Consider the following 21,936-nt stretch of genomic DNA (forward strand, 5'->3'; position numbering starts at 1 on the left):
GCGCGGGCGGCGCACCGCCGTACTGTCCGACCCGTGCGCCAAGATGGAGGGCGATGGCTGCCACCGGAACCCTGGAAGAACCCCTGCGCAAGCTCGTCGGCGACCGCACCGCGAAGGTGCTCGGCGAGCACCTCGGCCTGCACACCACCGGCGACCTGCTGCACCACTACCCGCGGCGGTACGCGGAGCGCGGGGAGCTGACCCGCCTGGCCGACCTGCCGGTGGACGAGTACGTCACCGTGGTCGCGCAGATCGCGAAGGCCGACAAGCGGACGTACGGCGGGGGCTCGGGGGTGCGGCTGGAGGTCGTGGTCACCGACGGCAGCGGTTCGCTGACCCTGGTCTTCTTCAGCAAGGCCGCCCACGCGCACGCCCACCGGCTCATCCCCGGCCGGCGCGGCATGTTCTCCGGCAAGGTGACCGTCTTCAACCGGGTGCGCCAGCTCGCCCACCCCGACTACCAGCTGCTGGACGCCGACGACGGCAAGGAGGCGGTCGACGCCTTCGCGGGCCGGCTGATCCCGCTGTACCCGGCCGTCAAGCAGATCACGTCCTGGCGGATCGCCCAGGCCGTCGACACGGCCCTGAACTCGCTCGCCGCCACCGGCTGGGACGGGGTGGCCGACCCGCTGCCCGCCGAGCTGCGGCACGCCAGGGGCCTGGCTCCGCTGCCCGAGGCGCTGGAGAAGGTCCACCGTCCCCGCAGCAAGGCCGACATCGCCGCCGCCAGGACCCGGCTGAAATGGGACGAGGCGTTCGTGCTGCAGGTCGCGCTGGCCCGGCGCAGGGCGGCGGACTCGGCGCTGACCGCCGTCCCGCGCAAGCCCGGCGACGACGGGCTGCTGACCGCCTTCGACGCCAGGCTGCCGTTCACCCTGACCGAGGGCCAGCGGGCCGTCACCGAGGAGATCTTCGCCGACCTGGCCACCGAGCACCCCATGCACCGGCTGCTGCAGGGCGAGGTGGGGTCCGGCAAGACGCTGGTGGCGCTGCGCGCGATGCTCGGCGTGGTGGACGCCGGCGGCCAGGCCGCGATGCTGGCCCCCACCGAGGTGCTGGCCCAGCAGCACCACCGGTCGATCACCGAGATGATGGGCGACCTCGCCGAGTCCGGCATGCTCGGCGGCTCCGACCTCGGCACCAAGGTGGTGCTGCTGACCGGCTCCATGGGCGCCGCGGCCCGCCGCCAGGCGCTGCTCGACCTGGTCACCGGGGACGCCGGGATCGTCGTCGGCACCCACGCCCTGATCGAGGACAAGGTGCGGTTCCACGACCTGGGCCTGGTCGTCGTGGACGAGCAGCACCGATTCGGCGTCGAGCAGCGCGACGCGCTGCGCGCCAAGGCCGAACGGCCCCCGCACCTGCTGGTGATGACCGCCACCCCGATCCCGCGGACCGTCGCCATGACCGTCTTCGGCGACCTCGACACCTCCGTGCTCGACCAGCTGCCGGCCGGCCGCTCCCCGATCGCCTCCCACGTCGTACCGGCCGCCGAGAAGCCGCACTTCCTGGCCCGCGCCTGGGAGCGGGTGCGGGAGGAGGTGGCAGGCGGCCACCAGGCGTACGTGGTGTGCCCGCGCATCGGCGACGAGGAGGACGCCAAGGCCGAGGAGAAGGCCGCGAAGAAGGCGCCCAAGGGGGAGAAGGGCGAGAAGGGGGAGAAGGCGGACGACGCCGAGCGCAGGCCGCCGCTGGCCGTGCTCGACGTCGCCGAGGCACTCGCGGCCGGCCCGCTGCAAGGGCTGCGGGTCGAGGTGCTGCACGGGCGGATGGCGCCCGACGCCAAGGACGAGGTGATGCGGCGGTTCGCGGCCGGCGAGGTCGACGTCCTGGTCGCCACCACCGTCATCGAGGTGGGCGTCAACGTGCCGAACGCGACCGTGATGGTCATCATGGACGCCGACCGCTTCGGCGTCTCCCAACTCCACCAGCTGCGCGGCCGGGTCGGGCGCGGCTCGGCGCCGGGACTGTGCCTGCTGGTCTCCGAGGCGCCCGAGGGCACCCCCGCCCGCGGCCGGCTGGACGCCGTGGCCCGCACCCTGGACGGCTTCGAGCTGTCCGAGATCGACCTCCAGCAGCGCCGCGAGGGCGACGTGCTCGGCCAGGCCCAGTCCGGCTCGCGCTCCTCCCTGCGGATGCTGGCCGTGATGGACGACCGCGAGGTCATCGAGGCGGCCCGCGAGGAGGCCACCGGGATCGTCGCCGACGACCCGGAGCTCACCCGCCACCCGGCGCTGCGCGGCGCCCTGGACAGCCTGCTGGACGCCGAGCGGGAGGAGTACCTCGACAAGGGGTGACCGGGGGCGACCGGTGCCGCGGCCGGGAGGCGGCGAGGGGAGCGGCCGGTCGCGGCGCGCACCCCGCGGGGTAGTGTCGGGCGCGTGAGCAGGTCATGACCCGAGTGATCGCAGGAGCCGCCGGAGGGCGGCGGCTGGCCGTCCCGCCCGGCACCGGTACCCGGCCGACGTCGGACCGGGCCAGGGAAGCGCTGTTCTCCACGTGGCACTCGCTGCGCGGCCCCCTCGACGGCGCCCGGGTCGCCGACCTGTACGCCGGCTCCGGGGCGGTGGGCCTGGAGGCGCTCTCCCGCGGCGCCGCCCACGTCCTGCTGGTCGAGGCCGACCCGAGGGCGGCCCGCGTGGTCCGGCAGAACATCGCGGCGCTCGGCCTTCCGGGCGCCGAACCGCGCACCGGCCGCGCCGAGCAGACGGCCGCCGCGCCCGCGCCCGGGCAGCCGTACGACATCGTCTTCCTCGACCCGCCGTACGACACGAGCGACGAGCACCTGCGGGAGATCCTGCTCACACTCCTGGCCAACGGGTGGCTGGCCGCCGACGCCCTGGTCACCGTGGAGCGCAGGACCCGGGGCGGGGAGTTCGGCTGGCCCGGGGGCTTCGAGGGCTTGCGTTCCCGGCGCTACGGCGAGGCGACTCTTTGGTACGGTCGCGCCGCCCAGGTCACCGCCGGGTCATGAGCCCGCCGTACCGATCCGGGGCCGCCACGACCGGCGCCCGGAACGCACCGACCACGAGCGAGGAGCCACACTTGCGCCGCGCAGTCTGTCCGGGGTCCTTCGACCCCGTCACCAACGGACACCTCGACATCATCGCCCGCGCCGCGCGGCTGTACGACACCGTGCACGTCGCCGTGATGATCAACAAGTCGAAGAAGGGCCTGTTCTCCATCGAGGAGCGGATCGCCCTGATCGAGGCGGTCACCGCGGACCTGGACAACGTCAAGGTCGAGTCGTTCCACGGGCTGCTGGTGGACTTCTGCAAGGAGCGCGACATCCCCGCCATCGTCAAGGGCCTGCGGGCGGTCAGCGACTTCGACTACGAGCTGCAGATGGCCCAGATGAACATCGGGCTGACGGGCGTCGAGACCCTCTTCGTCCCCACCAACCCGGCCTACAGCTTCCTGTCCTCCAGCCTCGTCAAGGAAGTCGCCCAATGGGGCGGCGACATCTCGCATCTGGTGCCGCCGCCCGTCCTGGACGCGCTCAACGCGAAGCTCCGGCAGCAGTAGAGTCTGCGTCGTGGACGTCCAGAAGAAGCTCGACGAGATCACCGCCACCGTCGCGAACGCGCGGTCCATGCCCATGTCCGCCTCCTGCGTGGTCAACCGGGCCGAGCTGCTGGCCATGCTGCGGGAGCTCTCCGAGGCGCTCCCCGACTCCCTCTCGCAGGCCCAGGAGCTGCTCGGCGACCGCGAGCAGATGGTCGCCGAGGCGCGCGCCGAGGCCCAGCGCATCATCGAGTCGGCGCACGCCGAACGCGGCTCGCTGATCTCCGACACCCAGATCGCCCGCCAGTCCCAGGACGAGGCCGAGCGCATCCTCGCCGAGGCCCGCCGCGAGGCCGACGAGATCCGCGCCGAGGCCGACGACTACGTCGACAGCAAGCTCGCCAACTTCGAGGTGGTCCTCACCAAGACCATCGGCTCCGTGGACCGCGGCCGCGAGAAGCTGCTCGGCCGCGACCCGTACGCCGGCGACGACCAGGGCTACGCGGAGGACGATCCGGACGCCCCCGAGCGCAGCAGCGACCCCGAGACCCTGCGCCGCCGCGCCGACGAGTACGTCGACGCCAAGCTCGGCGCCTTCGAGGCCGTGCTGACCAAGACCCTGGAGGCCGTCGGCCGCGGCCGCCTCAAGCTCACCGGCCACAACCCGATCGACGACCTGGCCGCGCACATCGCCGCCCAGGACGCGGTGGACGACGGCCCGGACGCCGGCGGCCACCGGCAGCAGTCGGACGCGGAGTATCTGGCCGGGCTCGCCGCCCCCGCAGCGCCGGAGCAGGCCGACCTGTCGCAGTACGGCTACGAGGCGCCCGCCGCCCAGCCCGCCCAGGACGGCTACGGCTATCCCCAGCAGCCCGGCTACGACTACCAGCAGGACGCGTACGCCCAGCAGGGCGCATACGCCCCCGACCCCTACGGCGCCCAGCCCGGCTACCCGCAGCAGGAGGCGGCCGGCTACGACTACGGCGGGCCGGTTTACGAGCAGCAGCAGTACGGCGCCGAGATCCCGTACCAGCAGGGCGGCCACCAGGACCAGGGCCACGGCTACGGGCAGCAGCAGCCCGCGGCGCTGGACGAGACGAGCTTCTTCGACACCGGGATGATCGACCTGGCGCGGCTGCGGGAGCTGGAACAGGGCCGCTGACCGGGGCCGCCGGCACCTCGTTTGGGTGCGGGCGGCGCGTCCAGTATCCTGTCAGCTCCAGCCGTGTGAATCGCCGGCGCTTTGGCCTGCCCGCCCGCAAGGAGCGGCGCGAGCCGTACCGATGAAAGCAGGATGCCCTGAACACCCGCCTCGACCCGCGCGACCCGCTCGTGTTCGACACGCATGAGCTGGGCCGTCGTCCTGGTGCGATGAAGAAGGTCACCCGCGAGGTCCCCGCGCCCAAGGACCTGGGCCTCGTCGGGGTCATCGGTGTGCCGGAGGGCGCCACGGTCACGCTGGAGCTCCGCCTCGAATCGGTGGTCGAGGGCGTGCTGGTCACCGGCACCGCCCACGCCCCGGTCGCGGGGGAGTGCGTACGGTGTCTCGACCCGGTCGAGCGCGAGCTGGACGCGGAGTTCCAGGAGATGTACTCCTACCCCGACGCCGACACCAGGACCGCCCGCAGGGACGAAGCCGGTGACGACGCCGAGGGCGCCATGGACGCCGACGTGCTGTACCTCGAGGACGACCTGATCGCCCTCGAACCCGTGCTGCGGGACGCGGTGGTGCTCGCACTGCCGATGCAGCCGGTGTGCCGGGACGACTGCCCCGGCCTGTGCCCCGAGTGCGGGGCCAGGCTGGCGGACGACCCGGAGCACCAACATGAGGCCACCGACATCCGTTGGGCGGCTTTGCAGGATTTCCGAGCGAACGGCGCCGACCCGGGCGCCGACGAGAACCAGGAGAAGTAGCCGTGGCTGTTCCCAAGCGGAAGATGTCGCGCAGCAACACGCGCCACCGCCGTTCGCAGTGGAAGGCTGCGCCCGTGAGCCTGGTGGCGTGCGAGCGCTGCCACGAGCCGAAGCTGCAGCACATCGCGTGCCCCAGTTGCGGCACCTACAACCGCCGTCAGGTCCTCGAGGTCTGATCGGCAGGTGACAGGCCCAGTGTCCACGTCCTCGAAGCCCGACGCATCCGCGTCGCCCCAGGCGAAGCAGGCCGCAACGGACAAAGCCTCGTCCCACACGCTCCTGGAAGGGCGGCTCGGCTACAAAGTCGAGCCCGCCCTTCTGGTGCGTGCGCTGACCCACCGCTCGTACGCCTACGAGAACGGCGGGCTGCCCACCAACGAGCGGCTGGAGTTCCTGGGGGACTCCGTGCTCGGTCTGGTGGTCACCGACACCCTCTACCGCACCCACCCCGACCTGCCCGAGGGCCAGCTGGCCAAGCTGCGGGCGGCAGTGGTCAACTCCCGCGCGCTGGCCGGTGTCAGCCGCGGTCTGGACCTGGGCGCGTTCATCCGGCTCGGCCGGGGCGAAGAGGGCACCGGCGGCCGGGACAAGGCGTCCATCCTCGCCGACACCCTGGAGGCGGTGATCGGGGCGGTCTATCTCGACCAGGGCCTCGACGCGGCCTCCGAACTCGTCCACCGGCTCTTCGATCCCCTGATCGAGGAGTCGTCCAACCTCGGCGCCGGCCTGGACTGGAAGACGTCCTTGCAGGAGCTGACCGCGACCGAGGGACTGGGCGTCCCGGAGTACGTGGTCACCGAGACCGGCCCCGACCACGAGAAGACCTTCACGGCTGCCGCCCGTGTCGGCGGTGTCGAGTACGGCACCGGCACGGGCCGCAGCAAGAAGGAAGCGGAGCAGCAGGCGGCCGAGGCCGCCTGGCGTGCCATCCGGAAGAGTTCGGCGTCTTCCGGGGGCTGAGCGCCGCGAGGGTTCGCCGGGAACGGCCGGGGGCGCGGCGCGTCCGGGCATCGCCCGGGAGGCGCCGCGCCCCCGGCGGACCGTAAGGAGTACGCGTGCCGGAACTGCCGGAGGTGGAGGTCGTCCGCCGCGGCCTGGCCCGATGGGTCTCGGGCCGGAAGGTCGACGAGGTGACCGTCCTGCACCAGCGCAGCGTGCGGCGGCACCCGGCGGGCGCGGAGGACTTCGCCAAGCGCCTCCAGGGCGCCGTCCTCGGCCAGGCGCACCGCAGGGGCAAGTACCTGTGGCTGCCGCTGGCCGACGACCTGAGCATGGTCGCGCACCTGGGCATGAGCGGCCAGTTCCTGGTCCGCCCGGCGGGGGAGCCCGCCGAGACGCACCTACGGGTGCGCATCACCTTCGCGGACGCCCTCGGCACCGAGCTGCGGTTCGTCGACCAGCGGACCTTCGGCGGCCTGTCGCTGCACGAACCCGTGCCGGGGGACCCGGAAGGGCTGCCGTACCCCCTGGCGCACATCGCGCGGGACCCGATCGACCCCGCTTTCGACGACGACGCCTTCCACGCGGCGCTGCGCCGCAAGCGCACCACCATCAAGCGCGCTCTGCTGGACCAGTCGCTGATCAGCGGGGTCGGCAACATCTACGCCGACGAGGCGCTGTGGCGCACCAGGCTGCACTACGAGCGGCCGACGGCCGGCATGACCCGGCCGCGCACCGCGGAGCTGCTGACCCACATCCGCGAGGTGATGGGCGACGCCCTGGCGGCCGGCGGCACGAGCTTCGACAGCCTGTACGTGAACGTGAACGGCGAGTCGGGGTACTTCGACCGGTCGCTTGACGCCTACGGCCGCGAGGACCGCCCCTGCCGCCGCTGCGGGACGCCGATCCGGCGGCGGCCCTGGATGAACCGCTCCAGCTACTTCTGCCCGCGCTGTCAGCCGGTGCCGCGCGCGTCGTAGGCCCGCCGCGCGGCCAGCACCTCGGGCATACGGCCCTCGACGAAATCGATCAGATCGAGCAGCCGGCGCGCTGTCAGCGTTCCCAGCGGCGTGAGCCGGTACTCGACGTGCGGCGGGTTGGTGGGCTGCGCCTCCCGGATGACCAGGCCGTCGCGTTCCAGGGTGTGCAGCGTCTGGGAGAGCATCTTCTCGCTCACCCCGGAGACCTTGCGGCGCAGTTCGTTGAATCGCAGCGTGTCGTCGTACAGGGCGCCGAGCGTGAGACTGCCCCAGCGGCCGGTGACGTGCTCCAGGGTGCCGCGGGAGGGGCAGTCCTTGGCGAACACGTTGAATGCCGCCTCGCCCTCGTCCGCGCACGCGCCACCGGGCGCCGCCGCGCGCTCGATCGTCTCCAAGGGCTCTGCCATGGGAGGAAGCATACCTTCAGCGAGCGCTAACTGGCAGGTTGCGCTTTCGATAAGTTAGTGCTCAACTGAGGTTGTCCGAACGCGGACGACCTGCTTCCGGGGGCCTCCCCGCAGGCCCCGTACCCCACGCCATAGGAGACGTCTGTGTCCACCCCTGCCCGTACCCCTGTCGTCGCCGTCGCCTACCACTCCGGTTACGGCCACACCGCCGTCATCGCCGAAGCCGTACGGGACGGCGCGGCCGCCGCGGGCGCGGTCGTCCACCTGATCAAGGTCGACGAGATCACCGACGAGCAGTGGGAGCTGCTCGACGCCGCCGACGCCATCGCGTTCGGCTCGCCCACCTACATGAGCACCGCCTCCGCGGCCTTCCACGCGTTCGCCGAGGAGTCCTCCAAGCGGTGGTCCGGCCACTCCTGGAAGGACAAGCTCGCGACGGGCTTCACCAACTCCGGCTCCAAGAGCGGCGACAAGCTGAGCACGCTGCAGTACTTCTCGCTGCTCGCCGCCCAGCACGCCATGACCTGGGTGAACCTCGGTCTGCACCCGGGCTGGAACGTCTCCGGCGGCTCCGAGCACGACCTCAACCGCCTCGGTTTCTTCCTGGGCGCCGGCGCGCAGACCAACAACGACGAGGGCCCCGACGCCGTCCACAAGGCCGACGTCGCCACCGCCGAGCACCTGGGCCGCCGCCTCGCCGAGGCCGCCCGCGTCCAGATCGCCGGCCGCGCGGCCCTGGCCGCCTGACGCCGGTCCCGCCCGCTTGATGCGAGCCGCGCCCGCCCCGGCCGGCCCCCGTCGCCGCGCGAGCCGCCCCGGCCGGCCGGGTCAGCGGGTCAGTAGCCGAAGTCCTGCGTCCACCAGGGGCCGCCCGTGCCGAAGTGGATGCCGACGCCCAGCGTCTTGTAGTCGCAGTTGAGGATGTTCGCCCGGTGGCCGGGGCTGTTCATCCAGGCGTCCATCACCGCCTGGACGTCGGCCTGGCCCCGGGCGATGTTCTCGCCGCCCAGATCGGTGATGCCCAGCTTCTTGGCGCGGTCCCAGGGGGTGTTCCCGTCCGGGTCGGTGTGGTCGAAGAAGCCGCGGGCGGCCATGTCGTCGCTGAAGTTCTGGGCCAGCCGGTCCAGCGCCGAGTCCGCGGTCAGGGGGGAGCACCCGGCGCTCGCCCGCTGCTGGTTGACCAGGGAGAGGATCTGCGCCCGCGCCGCGGCGACCGCGTCCGTAGTGGCGGATCGGCTCGCGGTGGGCTGCGCGCGCGGGGTCGCCGTAGGGGTGACCACCGGCACGGTCACGGCGGCGCTGGTACGGGTGGGGCTCGGCGCCGCCGTGGTCGGCACCGCGGTGGCCCGGGAGGGGGACATGGACGGGTGGGCCGCCCTGGTCGTGGCGCCGCCCGACGGGGACGCCTGGGGGGCCGGGGCCGTGGATCGGCCCGGCGTCGGGGTCGTCGTCCCGCCCAGCGGCGAGGGTATGTCGCTGCCGTCCTGGCCCGGGGCGGGCCCGTCGGCCTGGGTGTCCGAGCCGTTGCCGTCGCCGCCCCCGAACGGTCCGTGCAGCGAGCCGCCGACCCCGGACAGCAGCCCGGAGGAGGCGGCCACCGCGCCCACCGCCATGGCGGCGGACGAGGCCAGCAGGCCGGTGCGTATCGGGTGGTGCTTGCGTCGGCCGCGATGGCCGCGGGGGCCGGGCTGCGGCGCCGCCGCTTGCGCGTGACGGCTGTGACGCCCCATGGGCCGCACTCCTCACTGGCTCACTGGCTCGGTGACGCGCGTGAGCCATTCATCCGAACAGGTGAACTCCTGTCGGGGGGCGACTGTAGCGAAAGACGCCGGAGTGTGAAGTGATACGGCAGACACCGGGGGGATAGCGTGCCCACATGAATGAGAATGTCCGGCTCACCGCCTGGGTGCGCGGCCGGGTGCAGGGGGTCGGCTTCCGGTGGTGGACACGCGCGGCGGCCCTGGAGATCGGCGGCCTGTCCGGATACGTGAGCAACCTCGCCGACGGCCGGGTCCAGGTGGTGGCCGAGGGCGACCGCGGGCGGTGCGAGCGCCTGCTGGGCGCGCTGCGGGACGGCGACACGCCCGGGCGCGTCGACGGAGTGACCGAAATCTGGGGCGGGCCCAGAGGCGGATACGGGGGATTCGAAATCCGCTGAGCACAACTGGTTGCCATATGACGAAGCCCGTGTCAGGCTGCCCCCAGCGAGAATGATCTCGCTGTCCCACGGGCAGCCCGCGGCGCGTCGCGCGCCGTGCTTTCTGAGGCGCACCCGACGGCTGGGCTGTGATCGTGTTGACCGTGCCCATATTTGGTGAGACGCTGGAAGCCCCGCGCATCGTGGCTCCACAGGATGCTACAGGTCACGGCTCATACACCCTGCGCGGGAGCGTACCCCTCACCCACGACCCATACCGTACAGGTCGGTCACTCAGCGTGGAGGACCATCCATCATGGCAAAGGCGCTTCTCGGTTACGTCGGCGGTCCCGACCCGCGACTCCTCGCCGAGATGCGAAGGCTGCAGCAGCGTGTTCAGGACCTGGAATCCGAGCTCCTCCGGATGCAGGCTCAGAACGACGCGCTGACTGCTGTCGCGTCGCGTGAAGAGTCGCTGCTCGACAACATCGACGTGGCTCACGGCGAGCCCGTTCTCGCCTGACCGGTTCACCCCGCCGGACAGGTGCGTACGGATCGCCTGAGATAATTGCAAGGGACGCTTCGGCGTCCCTTCGTCGTTCGGCCCCCGTGACCCGGCCGAACCGGTGCCCTGATGGCCGGCGCCCCTCGCGGCGCCCTGCGTCAGTGTGCTGTGACCCGCGTGCCGCGCCTCCCCGGACCCCGAACCGCCCCGTGCTTACGTCCTTTGTGCCCTGCGCATTCCTCGGTGAAACCGCACGGCCCTAGTAGAGTCGACCGGCGTGCACCTGAAGAGCCTCACGCTGCGCGGCTTCAAGTCGTTCGCCTCCGCGACGACGCTGCGCTTCGAACCCGGAATCACCTGCGTGGTCGGGCCCAACGGCTCCGGCAAGTCGAACGTGGTCGACGCGCTGTCCTGGGTCATGGGCGAACAGGGCGCCAAGTCGCTGCGCGGCGGCAAGATGGAGGACGTCATCTTCGCCGGCACCACCGGCCGCCCCCCGCTGGGCCGCGCCGAGGTGTCGCTGACCATCGACAACTCCGACGGTGTGCTGCCCATCGAGTACACCGAGGTCACCATCACGCGGATCATGTTCCGCAACGGCGGCAGCGAGTACCAGATCAACGGCGACACCTGCCGGCTGCTGGACATCCAGGAACTGCTGTCCGACTCCGGCATCGGCCGCGAGATGCACGTCATCGTCGGCCAGGGCCAGCTCGATTCCGTGCTGCACGCCGACCCGATGGGCCGCCGCGCCTTCATCGAGGAGGCCGCGGGCGTCCTGAAGCACCGCAAGCGCAAGGAGAAGGCGCTGCGGAAGCTCGACGCCATGCAGGCCAACCTGGCCCGCGTCACCGACCTGACCGGCGAGCTGCGCCGTCAGCTCAAGCCGCTCGGCCGCCAGGCCCAGGTCGCCCGCCGTGCCGCCGTCATCCAGGCCGACCTGCGCGACGCCCGGTTGCGGCTGCTCGCCGACGACCTGGTGACCCTGCGCGAGGCGCTGCGCGCCGAGGTCGCGGACGAGGCCGCGCTCAAGGAGCGCAAGGACGCCGTCGAGGCCGAGCTGACGGCCGCCCTGCAGCGCGAGGCCCGGCTGGAGGAGCAGGTCAAGGCCCTCACCCCGCGGGTGAACCAGGCCCAGTCCACCTGGTACGAACTCTCCCGGCTCGCCGAGCGGGTCCGCGGCACCGTCTCGCTGGCCCAGCAGCGCCACCGGCACGCCACGAGCCAGCCCGCCGAGGAGCGCCGAGGCCGCGACCCGGAGGACATGGAACGCGAGGCCGCCCGTATCCGCGAGCAGGAGGCGGAACTCACCGAGGCCCTGGACGCCGCGCGCCGCGCCCTGGACGACACCGTCGGCCACCGCGCCGAGCTCGAACGCCGGCTCACCGAGGAGGAGGCCCGGCTCAAGGCCGCCGCCCGCGCCATCGCCGACCGCCGCGAGGGCCTGGCCCGGCTCAGCGCCCAGGTCAACGCGGCCCGCTCCAAGGCCGGTTCCGCCGAGGCCGAGATCGGCCGGCTCACCGCCGCCCGTGACGAGGCCCGCGAGCGCGCCGAATCGGCGCAGGCCGAGTACGAGGAGCTGAGCGCCCAGGTGGAGGACCTGGACGCGGGCGACACCGAACTCGAATCCCGGTTCGAGGCCGCGCGTGCGGAACAGGCCGCCGCCGAGGAGGCGTTCTCCGCCGCCCGTGACGCGGCCACCGCCGCCGAGCGCGCCACCGCCGCCATAGCGGCTCGCCGCGACGCCCTGGCCCCCGCCCTGCGCCGCAAGGACGGCACCGGCGCCCTGCTCGCCGGGGCCGAACCCGGGACCGGGCCCGGGAACGGAGGCGGCGAGGGGGACCGGCTCGCCGGAGTGCTCGGCTCGGCCGCGTCCTTGCTGCGCATCACCCCCGGCCACGAGGTCGCCGTCGCCGCCGCCCTGGGGGCCGCCGCGGACGCCGTGGCCGTCACCGGCCCCGCGGCGGCGGCCGAGGCGCTGCGGCTGCTGCGCAAGGAGGACGCGGGACGCGCGGCCCTGATCCTGGCCGGCGCTCCGGAGGCCGACCCGCCGGCGGCGCCCGGCGCGCTGCCCGCCGCCGCCGACCTGCCGCCGGGCACGCGGTTCGCCACCGACCTGGTGACGGCCGGCAGCGACCTGCTTCCCGCCGTGCGCCGGCTGTTGCACGCCGTGGTGGTCGTCGGCTCGCTGGAGGAGGCCGAGGCGCTGGTGGTGCGCCATCCCGGCCTCACCGCCGTGACCGCCGAGGGCGACGTGCTGGCCGCGCACACCGCGGTCGGCGGGTCCGCGAAGGCGCCCAGCGTCCTGGAGGTCCAGGCCCAGGTCGACGAGGCCACCGCCGAGCTGGAGCGGCTGGAGGCGCGGTGCGCCGCGCTGGCCGAGCGGCAGCGCGAGGCGAAGGAGCTGCGGGCCGCGGCCGCCCGTACCGTCGAGGAGCTGGCACAGCGGCGCCGGGCCGCCGAGAAGGAGAAGTCCTCGGTCGCCCAGCAGCTCGGCCGGTACGCAGGCCAGGCGCGGGCCGCCGCCGGGGAGGCCGAGCGGGCGGCCGCCGCCGTGCTCCGCGCCGAGGAGACGCTGGCCGCCGCCCGCGAGGAACTGGAGGAGCTGTCGTACCGGCTCGGCGAGGCGCAGGCGGAGCCCGGCGAGGAGGAGCCCGACACCTTCGCGCGCGACCGCCTCGCTGCCGACGGTGCCAACGCGCGTCAGACCGAGATGGAGGCGCGCCTCCAGGTCCGTACCCATGAGGAACGGGTCAAGGGACTGACCGGGCGGGCCGACGCGCTGGACCGGGCCGCGCGGGCCGAGCGGGAGAGCAGGGCCAGGGCCGAGCGGCGCCGGGCCCGGCTGGAGTACGAGGCGTCGGTCGCCGAGGCCGTGCTGGCGGGCGCGCGCGGCCTGCTGGCCTGCGTCCAGGTCTCGCTGGCCCGCGCCGAGGCCGAACGGGTGGCCGCCGAGCAGGCCAGGGCCGCCCGCGAGGCCGAACTCGGCGGGGAGCGGCGGCGCGGCCGCGAGCTGAAGGCCGAGCTCGACAAGCTCACCGGCGACGTCCACAAGGGCGAGGTGCTGGGCGCCGAGAAGCGGCTGCGGATCGAGCAGCTGGAGGCCAAGGCGCTGGAGGAGCACGGCATGGAGCCGGCCGGCCTCGTCGCCGAGTACGGCCCCGACCAGCTCGTGCCGCCGTCGCCGCCCGCCGAGGGCGAGACGCTTCCCGAGGACCCGGAGCACCCGCGCAACCAGCCGCGCCCTTATGTCCGCGCCGAGCAGGAGAAGCGGCTGAAGGCGGCCGAGAAGGCGTACGCCCAGCTCGGCAAGGTCAACCCCCTCGCGCTGGAGGAGTTCGCCGCCCTTGAGGAGCGGCACAAGTTCCTCACCGAGCAGCTGGAGGACCTCCGCAGGACCCGCGCCGACCTGCTGCAGGTGGTCAAGGACGTCGACGAGCGGGTCGAGCAGGTCTTCACCGCGGCCTTCCACGACACCGCGCGCGAGTTCGAGGGCGTCTTCTCCCGGCTGTTCCCCGGCGGCGAGGGCCGGCTGCTGCTCACCGACCCCGACAACATGCTCACCACCGGTGTCGAGGTTGAGGCGCGCCCGCCCGGGAAGAAGGTCAAGCGGCTGTCGCTGCTGTCGGGCGGCGAGCGCTCGCTGACCGCGGTGGCCATGCTGGTGTCGATCTTCAAGGCCCGGCCGAGCCCGTTCTACGTGATGGACGAGGTCGAGGCGGCGCTGGACGACACCAACCTGCAACGACTGATCCGGATCATGGAGGAACTCCAGGAGAGCTCGCAGCTCATCGTGATCACGCACCAGAAGCGCACGATGGAGGTCGCCGACGCGCTGTACGGGGTGTCGATGCAGGGCGACGGCGTGTCCAAGGTGATCAGCCAGCGGCTGCGATAGGCAGGCTTTCCCTTTCGACCTGTGAACGTGGCGGACGGGTCACGCGTCCCGCGCCGGGCATGATCCTCCCCTTTTACATGTATGGGCCAATTTTTGAATTCGAAACTTGTAGGCATACTCTCCGGAATGCTGCCCATACGTTCGAGTGATGACTGGCGCGATCCGACGCCGGCCCCGGGCCGGTTCCGGCCGCCGCGGTCACCGCACGAAGACCGGACCCTCATGTGAGGGCTCACCGCCGAGCCCGAGGAGAGCACTGTGACCAGCACCGCACGAGCCGCCGGGGCGGCGGACCACGCCACGCTTCCCGAGCATCTCGGCCACGTCGTCTTCATCGCCGCCGCCGCCGCGATGGGCGGCTTCCTCTTCGGCTACGACAGCGCGGTCATCAACGGTGCCGTCGAGGCCATCCGCTCCAGGTACGGCATCGGCTCGGGCACGCTGGCGCAGGTCATCGCCATCGCCCTGATCGGCTGCGCGGTCGGCGCCGCCTACGCCGGCCGGATCGCCGACCGCATCGGCCGCATCCGGTGCATGCAGATCGCCTCCGTGCTGTTCGTGGTCAGCGCGGTCGGATCCGCGCTGCCGTTCGCGCTGTGGGAGCTGGCCCTCTGGCGGATCATCGGCGGCTTCGCCATCGGCATGGCCTCCGTCATCGGCCCCGCGTACATCGCCGAGGTCTCCCCGCCGGCCTACCGCGGGCGCCTGGCGTCCTTCCAGCAGGCCGCGATCGTGCTCGGCATCGCCGTCTCCCAGCTCGTCAACTGGGGCATCCTCAACGCCGCCCACGGCGACCAGCGCGGCCACCTGATCGGCCTGGAGGCCTGGCAGGTGATGCTCGGCGTCATGGTGATCCCGGCCGCGCTGTACGGGCTGCTGTCCTTCGCCATCCCCGAGTCGCCGCGCTACCTGCTCGGCGTCGGCCGCGACAAGGACGCGCGGGACGTGCTCGCCGACGTCGAGGGCGAGGGCACCGACCTGGACGCGCGCGTCCGCGAGATCCGTACCGCCATGCGGCGCGAGCACAAGGCGAGCTTCCGCGACCTGCTCGGCTCCCGCTTCGGATTCCTGCCCATCGTCTGGATCGGCATCGGCCTGTCGGCCTTCCAGCAGCTCGTCGGCATCAACGTGGCCTTCTACTACTCCTCCACGCTGTGGCAGTCGGTCGGCATCAACCCGAGCAGCTCGTTCTTCTACTCCTTCACCACGTCGATCGTGAACATCATCGGCACGGTCATCGCGATGATCTTCGTGGACCGGATCGGCCGGCGGCCGCTGGCCCTGATCGGCTCGGCCGGCATGGCCGTCGCTCTCGCCCTGGAGGCCTGGGCCTTCTCCAGCAAGCACGGCGACACCCTGCCCGACACGCAGGGCACGGTCGCGCTCATCGCCGCCCACTGCTTCGTCCTCTTCTTCGCCCTGTCCTGGGGCGTCGTGGTGTGGGTCTTCCTCGGCGAGATGTTCCCCAACAGGATCCGCGCCGCCGCGCTCGGCGTCGCCGCCTCGGCGCAGTGGATCGCCAACTGGGCCATCACCGCGAGCTTCCCGAGCCTGGCCGACTGGAACCTGTCCGGCACCTACGTGATCTACTGCTGCTTCGCCTTCCTGTCGATCCCCTTCGTGCTGAAGTTCGTCAAGGAGACGAAGGGCAAGGCGCTGGAGGAGATGGGCTGATCCCGCTGCGGGCAGCCGGCTGGAGCGCCGGGCCCCAACAGGGATACTGGTCGGGTTATGGAAACCGTGATCCTTGCCGTCGTCATCGCCCTGGTCGTGATCCTCGCCGCCGGTGGACTGGTGATCGGCAGCCGCCGCAAGAAGCGGCAGCCGCCGGCCGCCCCGCCGAGCGCCCCCCCGAAGATCACCGCGCCTCCCGCCGAACCGCACGTCGGGGAGGAGGCCGAGGCCCCGCCGGAGGAGTCCCGCCGGACCATCGAAGAGGTCGTCCTGCCCGGCCCGGCCACCGCGCCCGACGCGGTGGAGGAGGTGCAGGTCCCGCCGCTTCCGCAGATCGAGCTGCCGGAACCGTCCGCCGGCCGGCTGGTACGGCTGCGCTCCCGGCTGTCCCGCTCCCAGAACTCCCTGGGCAAGGGCCTGCTCACCCTGCTGTCCCGGGAGCGGCTGGACGAGGAGACGTGGGAGGAGATCGAGGACACCCTCATCACCGCCGACGTCGGCGTCACCCCGACCCAGGAGCTGGTGGAACGGCTGCGCACCCGGGTGCGGGTGCTGGGCACCAGGACGCCGCAGGAGCTGCGGACCCTGCTCCGTGAGGAGCTGATCACCCTCGTCGACCCCACCCTCGACCGCACCCTGCACACCGAGAGCCACGAGGAGTCCCCGTCCGTGGTCCTGGTCGTGGGCGTCAACGGCACCGGGAAGACCACCACGACGGGCAAGCTCGCCCGCGTGCTCGTGGCCGACGGCCGCAGCGTCGTCCTCGGCGCGGCCGACACCTTCCGCGCCGCCGCCGCCGACCAGCTGCAGACCTGGGGCGAGCGGGTCGGCGCCCGTACCGTACGCGGCCCCGAAGGCGGCGACCCGGCCTCCATCGCGTTCGACGCGGTCAAGGAGGGCATCTCCGAGGGCGCCGACACCGTACTGATCGACACCGCGGGACGGCTGCACACCAAGACCGGCCTGATGGACGAGCTCGGCAAGGTCAAGCGGGTGGTGGAGAAGCACGGCCCGGTGGACGAGGTGCTGCTGGTCCTGGACGCCACCACCGGCCAGAACGGGCTGGTCCAGGCCCGCGTCTTCGCCGAGGTCGTGGACATCACCGGCATCGTCCTGACCAAGCTCGACGGCACCGCCAAGGGCGGCATCGTCATCGCCGTCCAGCGCGAACTCGGCGTCCCGGTCAAGCTCGTCGGCCTCGGCGAGGGCGCCGACGACCTGGCCCCGTTCGAACCCGACGCCTTCGTGGACGCGCTCATCGGGGACTAGCCGCCGCCACGGCACAGGCCGTCGGCGGCCGGCCGTGATGCCGTACACGTAAGCGGCGATGCCGTATACGTAAGCCGTATACGTAAGCCGTATACGTAAGGGGCGCCCGGCACAGCGGGCGCCCCTTACGTGCGCCAAGGCGGCGGGTACGCCGTCACGCGTACGCCCTGCCCCGGTGGCAGGCGTAGGCGAGCGTTCCCAGGAGCAGCCTGGCCTCCGGAGGCTGCGGGGCGGCCTCGGGCCGCGGCTCGCGCAGCCAGCGGACCGGGCCGAGGCCGCCGCGGTCCGACGGGGGAGCGGTGACGTGGTCCCCGGGGCCGAGGCAGCGCAGGTCCAGCAGGGCGTCGTCCCAGCCCATCCGGTACAGCAGGTGCGGCAGCTCCGCGGCCGCGCCCGGCGCGACGAAGAACTGCGCGCGCCCGTCGGGGGTCAGCAGGACGGGCCCGAGGTGCAGCCCCATCCGCTCCAGCCGGACCAGCGCCCGCCGGCCCGGCGCCTCGGGGACGTCGAGCACGTCGAACGACCGTCCGGCGGGCAGCAGCACCGAGGCCCCGGGCACCTCGGCCCACGCCCGCGCCGCCTGCTCGAAGTCCGCTCCGGCCGGGACCTCGTCGGCGAAGGGCAGCGGATGGGCGCCGGGCGCCGCGCAGCCCGCGTCGCCGCAGGAGCACGCGCCGCCGCCCCTCGACGCGCGTGCCCCGGGCGCCACCGCCCAGCCGCACCGCGCGGTGTACTCCGCGACACAGGTGCACACAGCGGCCTGTGTGCGGCGCCGCGCGCCCGTCCGCACACCGGTAAGCGCCGCTACCCGTGCGGCATTGCGCGCCCCGGTCCGCTGCCGCCGCAATTCCCGCGTGATGTCCCGCGTGCCGCCGCTCATGAAGACCGTGAAGACCATGACTCCTCCAACGCGGCGCCGTCGCCGATGGTTACGCACCCGCCTGACCTCGCCCAACCGCCATGTGTCAAGTGAATCGTCTGTTGCGCGAGTGGAGTTCATCCAAAGGGGTGGCGAATGGTGGCGTTTCCGCGCGGACGGTCACCGGATGGGTAACCATGGGATTACGTTCGGTGCGTGAGCCAACGGCTGTGTCCGGCATGCCCTCCGGGCCCGGCCGCGGGTGATGCGCGCACCGCACCCGTCCGTACCCCCCACCGCCCGGGCCCCACCGGCGGCACCGCGTCAGCCTGCCGCCACCGATCCGGCGATACGGACGACAGGACCCAGCGGACCCTGGTATTGAAGGGTTCGACACAGCGGGATGGGGGCTTGACGTGGGCGCCGCAGCCGAGAAGCAGCCCAACGCACAGCTGAGTTCGTGGTTCGTGCGCAGCGGCTGGTCGAAGGGCGAGCTGGCACGCCAGGTGAACCGGCGCGCCCGCCAGATGGGCGCCCACCACGTGAGCACGGACACCTCCCGGGTGCGCCGCTGGCTCGACGGCGAGCAGCCCCGCGAGCCCATCCCGCGCATCCTGTCCGAGCTGTTCTCCGAGCGCTTCGGCTGCGTGGTCCCCGTGGAGGACCTCGGCCTGCGCAGCGGCCGGCAGCCCCCCGCGGGCGGCGACGTCGACCTGCCGTGGGCCGGCCCGCAGACGGTCCAGCTGATCAACGAGTTCTCCCGCAGCGACCTGATGCTCGGCCGCAGGGGCTTCCTCGGCGCCTCCCTCGCGCTGTCCGCCGGCCCCGCGCTGGTCGAGCCGATGCAGCGCTGGCTGGTGCCCACCGCCGGAGCCGTCCTGCCGCCGGCCGTGCCGGCCGCCGCGGACCGGGACGCCGGGCGGCCCAGCCGCCTGTCCGGCCAGGAACTGGACCTGCTGGAGTCCACCGCCGTGATGTTCCGCGAGTGGGACAACCAGTGCGGCGGCGGCCTGCGCCGCAAAGCGGTCGTCGGCCAGCTCCACGAGGTCACCGACCTGCTCCAGGAGCCCCACCCCGAGCGCACCGCCCGGCGGCTGTTCCGCATCACCGCCGACCTCGCCGCCCTGGCCGGCTGGATGAGCTACGACGTGGGCATGCAGCCCACCGCCCAGAAGTACCTGGTGCTGGCCCTGCACGCGGCCAAGGAGGCCGGCGACCGCCCGCTCGGCGCCTTCGTGCTGTCCTCCATGAGCCGCCAGATGATCCACCTCGACCGGCCCGACGACGCCCTGGAGCTCATCCACCTCGCCCAGTACGGCAGCCGCGATTCGGCCACCGCCACCACCCAGTCGATGCTGTACGCGCTGGAGGCCCGGGCGTACGCCGCCCTGGGCCAGGTCAACAAGTGCCACCGCGCGGTCCGGATGGCCGAGGACGCCTTCGGCGACTCCCGGCCCGCCGAGGACCCCGCCTGGATCGCCTTCTTCACCGAGGCCGAGCTCCACGCCGAGAACGCGCACTCCTACCGCGACCTCGCCTACGTCGCCGGCCGCAGCCCCACGTACGCCTCCCTCGCCCACCCCGAGATGGAGCTCGCCGTCAGCGGCTTCGCCGACGACCCGGTCCACCAGCGCGCCTACGCGCTGAACCTGGTCGGCATGGGCACCGTCCACCTGCTGATGGACCAACCGGAGCAGGCCGCGCACTTCACCGGCCACGCCCTGAGCGTCGCCAAGCGGATACGGTCCGAGCGGGTCAACACCCGCATCCGCAGGACCACCGACAGCGCGGTCCGCGATTTCGGCGACGTACCCGAGGTCGCGGCTCTCGCGGACCGGCTGGCGGTCGAACTGCCGGAAGTCGCCGAGTCCGCCTGACGCCCGAAGCGGAATCCGCCGAAGCGACCCGCACCCCACCCGTATACATCCTTCACCGAACCGGGGAGCGGTTCATCTCCGCGTAACATCCGCGACTTCTTCGTCACGGCGGCGAAACACGGTGCGGCATCGACCGAAACCCGGCTGAGCCAATCTCGTGGCGAAAACCGGCCCACACCTGCTCCGCCCGCACGGGCCGTCCGGATGACAGAGGAGACGCCGATGGCACCAGCCATCATGACGCTGGCCGCGGATGCGCCCAAGCTCGACACTGGAAGTACGGCGTTCATGCTGATCAGCGCCGCTCTCGTGATGGTGATGACCCCTGGTCTCGCCTTCTTCTACGGGGGCATGGTGCGTGTGAAGAGCGCCCTGAACATGCTGATGATGAGTTTCATCAGCCTGGGGATCGTCAGCATTCTGTGGACGCTCTACGGCTTCAGCCTGGCCTTCGGCTCCGGCACCGGATTCATGGGCGGAACGCACTGGTTCGGCATGCGCCACATAGGGATCACCGAACTGTGGCCCGGATACGGCATTCCGGTCTACGTATTCGCCGTGTTCCAACTCATGTTCGCGATCATCACCCCGGCCCTGATCAGCGGCGCCCTCGCGGACCGCGTCAAATTCACCGCCTGGTCGCTGTTCATCACGCTGTGGGCGACGATCGTGTACTTCCCGGTGGCGCACTGGGTGTGGGCGTCCGACGGCTGGCTGTTCAAGAAGGGCGTCATCGACTTCGCCGGCGGTACCGCGGTGCACATCAACGCGGGCGCCGCGGCCCTCGGCGTCATCCTCGTCATCGGCAAGCGGCACGGCTTCAAGCGCGACCCGATGCGCCCGCACAACCTGCCGCTGGTGATGCTCGGCTGCGGTCTGCTGTGGTTCGGCTGGTTCGGCTTCAACGCGGGCTCCTGGCTCGGCTCCGACGGCGTCGCCGCGGTCGCCTTCACCAACACCCAGGTGGCCACCGCCGCCGCCATGATCGGCTGGCTGGTCTACGAGCGCCTGCGCCACGGCTCCTTCACCACCCTCGGCGCCGCCTCCGGCGCGGTCTCCGGCCTGGTCGCCATCACCCCGGCCTGCGGCTCGGTCTCCCCGCTCGGCGCCATCCTGCTCGGCCTGGTCACCGGCGCCATCTGCGCCGCCGCCGTCGGCCTGAAGTACCGCTTCAACTACGACGACTCCCTCGACGTGGTCGGCGTCCACATGGTCGGCGGCATCGTCGGCTCGCTGTCCATCGGCTTCCTGGCCACCGGCGGCGTCGGCCAGACCGCCAAGGGCGTCTTCTACGGCGGCGGCTGGCACCAGCTCGGCCTGCAGTTCATCGGCGTCGGCTCGGTCCTGGGCTACTCGCTGGTGTGCGCGGCCGTCCTCGCCAAGCTGATCGACATGGTCATGGGCTTCCGCGTCACCGAGGACGAGGAGATCACCGGCGTCGACCAGGTGCTGCACGCCGAGACCGCGTACGACTTCGCCGGTGTCGCCGGCGGCAGCCACGGCATCCTCCCGGCCGGCGGCATCAACGAGGCGGGCACCGCCAGTAAGAAGGTGGACGCGTGAAGCTCATCACCGCGGTCGTCAAGCCGCACCGGCTCGACGAGATCAAGGAAGCCCTCCAGGCGTTCGGCGTGCACGGCCTGACCGTCACCGAGGCCAGCGGGTACGGCCGGCAGCGCGGCCACACGGAGGTCTACCGGGGCGCGGAGTACACCGTCGACCTCGTGCCCAAGATCCGCATCGAGGTCCTCGTCGAGGACGCGGACGCCGACGACCTCATAGAGGTCGTGGTCAAGGCGGCCAGAACCGGCAAGATCGGAGACGGCAAGGTGTGGAGCCTCCCGGTCGACACCGCCGTACGGGTCCGCACCGGAGAGCGCGGACCGGACGCGCTCTGACGTCCCAGGCCGCAGCCGAGGCCCGCAGCCGGGCCCCGGCCGAGACCACGGCCGGGGCCCGGCGTCCGCCGCCAC

At 72.5% G+C, this 21,936-nt stretch carries 20 protein-coding genes; 17 read left to right on the forward strand and 3 right to left on the reverse strand.

What is annotated here, in order from left to right:
* Positions 1–53 precede the first annotated feature (53 nt).
* From recG to mutM, 8 genes are all read left to right on the forward strand, one after another.
* Positions 54–2,297 (forward strand): ATP-dependent DNA helicase RecG, encoded by a 2,244-nt coding sequence (recG, locus tag K7G61_RS10540; RefSeq protein ID WP_225846454.1) that lies wholly within the window; start codon positions 54–56, stop codon positions 2,295–2,297.
* A 95-nt stretch (positions 2,298–2,392) separates the two neighbouring features.
* The gene (gene rsmD / locus K7G61_RS10545; protein ID WP_225846455.1) at positions 2,393–2,974 is read left to right on the forward strand and encodes a 16S rRNA (guanine(966)-N(2))-methyltransferase RsmD; all 582 of its coding nucleotides are present in this window, start codon (positions 2,393–2,395) and stop codon (positions 2,972–2,974) included.
* 71 nt (positions 2,975–3,045) lie between these two features.
* A complete protein-coding gene (gene coaD / locus K7G61_RS10550) occupies positions 3,046–3,525 on the forward strand; it encodes a pantetheine-phosphate adenylyltransferase (RefSeq protein WP_225846456.1) in 480 nt (159 codons plus the stop codon).
* Positions 3,526–3,535: 10 nt separating this feature from the next.
* Entirely contained in the window at positions 3,536–4,666 is a 1,131-nt protein-coding gene (locus tag K7G61_RS10555) for an ATP synthase F0 subunit B (protein WP_225846457.1), read from the forward strand.
* 209 nt (positions 4,667–4,875) lie between these two features.
* Positions 4,876–5,418, forward strand: a complete 543-nt coding sequence (locus K7G61_RS10560) for a DUF177 domain-containing protein (RefSeq protein ID WP_225846458.1) — start codon at positions 4,876–4,878, stop codon at positions 5,416–5,418.
* Positions 5,419–5,420: 2 nt separating this feature from the next.
* A complete protein-coding gene (gene rpmF / locus K7G61_RS10565) occupies positions 5,421–5,594 on the forward strand; it encodes a 50S ribosomal protein L32 (RefSeq protein WP_069465182.1) in 174 nt (57 codons plus the stop codon).
* Between the two features lie 7 nt (positions 5,595–5,601).
* The gene (gene rnc / locus K7G61_RS10570) at positions 5,602–6,378 is read left to right on the forward strand and encodes a ribonuclease III (protein ID WP_374204103.1); all 777 of its coding nucleotides are present in this window, start codon (positions 5,602–5,604) and stop codon (positions 6,376–6,378) included.
* Positions 6,379–6,473: 95 nt separating this feature from the next.
* A complete protein-coding gene (gene mutM, locus K7G61_RS10575; protein ID WP_225846459.1) occupies positions 6,474–7,337 on the forward strand; it encodes a bifunctional DNA-formamidopyrimidine glycosylase/DNA-(apurinic or apyrimidinic site) lyase in 864 nt (287 codons plus the stop codon).
* Here mutM and K7G61_RS10580 read toward each other — a convergent pair.
* Positions 7,313–7,744 carry a helix-turn-helix domain-containing protein gene (locus K7G61_RS10580; protein WP_225846460.1) on the reverse strand — a complete coding sequence of 144 codons (432 nt, stop codon included), beginning with the start codon at positions 7,742–7,744 and terminating at the stop codon, positions 7,313–7,315. The two genes, mutM and K7G61_RS10580, sit on opposite strands and share 25 nt — an antisense overlap.
* A gap of 144 nt (positions 7,745–7,888) precedes the next feature.
* On the opposite strand from K7G61_RS10580, the gene K7G61_RS10585 reads away from it, so the two are divergent.
* Complete coding sequence (locus K7G61_RS10585) at positions 7,889–8,491, forward strand: flavodoxin family protein (RefSeq protein ID WP_225846461.1); 603 nt, start codon at positions 7,889–7,891, stop codon at positions 8,489–8,491.
* Positions 8,492–8,580: 89 nt separating this feature from the next.
* Here the strand turns inward: K7G61_RS10585 and K7G61_RS10590 are convergent, their stop codons facing one another.
* Positions 8,581–9,474, reverse strand: a complete 894-nt coding sequence (locus K7G61_RS10590) for a CAP domain-containing protein (protein ID WP_225846462.1) — start codon at positions 9,472–9,474, stop codon at positions 8,581–8,583.
* Positions 9,475–9,620: 146 nt separating this feature from the next.
* Between K7G61_RS10590 and K7G61_RS10595 the strand changes: the two genes are divergently transcribed.
* The 5 genes from K7G61_RS10595 (at position 9,621) to ftsY (ending at position 17,227) form a co-directional block, all read left to right on the forward strand.
* Entirely contained in the window at positions 9,621–9,902 is a 282-nt protein-coding gene (locus K7G61_RS10595) for an acylphosphatase (protein ID WP_225846463.1), read from the forward strand.
* Positions 9,903–10,197: 295 nt separating this feature from the next.
* Complete coding sequence (locus K7G61_RS10600) at positions 10,198–10,404, forward strand: hypothetical protein (protein ID WP_225846464.1); 207 nt, start codon at positions 10,198–10,200, stop codon at positions 10,402–10,404.
* A gap of 259 nt (positions 10,405–10,663) precedes the next feature.
* Complete coding sequence (gene smc, locus K7G61_RS10605) at positions 10,664–14,284, forward strand: chromosome segregation protein SMC (RefSeq protein ID WP_225846465.1); 3,621 nt, start codon at positions 10,664–10,666, stop codon at positions 14,282–14,284.
* 258 nt (positions 14,285–14,542) lie between these two features.
* Positions 14,543–15,958, forward strand: coding sequence for a sugar porter family MFS transporter (locus K7G61_RS10610; RefSeq protein ID WP_225846466.1), 1,416 nt, complete (start codon positions 14,543–14,545; stop codon positions 15,956–15,958).
* Positions 15,959–16,015: 57 nt separating this feature from the next.
* The gene (ftsY, locus tag K7G61_RS10615; RefSeq protein WP_225846467.1) at positions 16,016–17,227 is read left to right on the forward strand and encodes a signal recognition particle-docking protein FtsY; all 1,212 of its coding nucleotides are present in this window, start codon (positions 16,016–16,018) and stop codon (positions 17,225–17,227) included.
* Between the two features lie 154 nt (positions 17,228–17,381).
* Here ftsY and K7G61_RS10620 read toward each other — a convergent pair whose 3' ends face one another.
* Complete coding sequence (locus tag K7G61_RS10620) at positions 17,382–18,125, reverse strand: bifunctional DNA primase/polymerase (RefSeq protein WP_225846468.1); 744 nt, start codon at positions 18,123–18,125, stop codon at positions 17,382–17,384.
* A 488-nt stretch (positions 18,126–18,613) separates the two neighbouring features.
* Here K7G61_RS10620 and K7G61_RS10625 point away from each other — a divergent pair, with 488 nt between their 5' ends.
* The 3 genes from K7G61_RS10625 to K7G61_RS10635 all read left to right on the forward strand — a co-directional run bounded on the left by K7G61_RS10625 (position 18,614) and on the right by K7G61_RS10635 (position 21,861).
* Entirely contained in the window at positions 18,614–19,963 is a 1,350-nt protein-coding gene (locus K7G61_RS10625; protein ID WP_374204112.1) for a hypothetical protein, read from the forward strand.
* Between the two features lie 222 nt (positions 19,964–20,185).
* The gene (locus K7G61_RS10630; protein WP_225846470.1) at positions 20,186–21,526 is read left to right on the forward strand and encodes an ammonium transporter; all 1,341 of its coding nucleotides are present in this window, start codon (positions 20,186–20,188) and stop codon (positions 21,524–21,526) included.
* Positions 21,523–21,861, forward strand: coding sequence for a P-II family nitrogen regulator (locus tag K7G61_RS10635; RefSeq protein ID WP_225846471.1), 339 nt, complete (start codon positions 21,523–21,525; stop codon positions 21,859–21,861). The genes K7G61_RS10630 and K7G61_RS10635 overlap by 4 nt, the downstream gene beginning before the upstream one ends.
* Positions 21,862–21,936: the final 75 nt, after the last annotated feature.

The organism is Streptomyces sp. HPF1205, from assembly GCF_020400825.1.
In the GTDB taxonomy this organism is placed as follows: domain Bacteria; phylum Actinomycetota; class Actinomycetes; order Streptomycetales; family Streptomycetaceae; genus Actinacidiphila.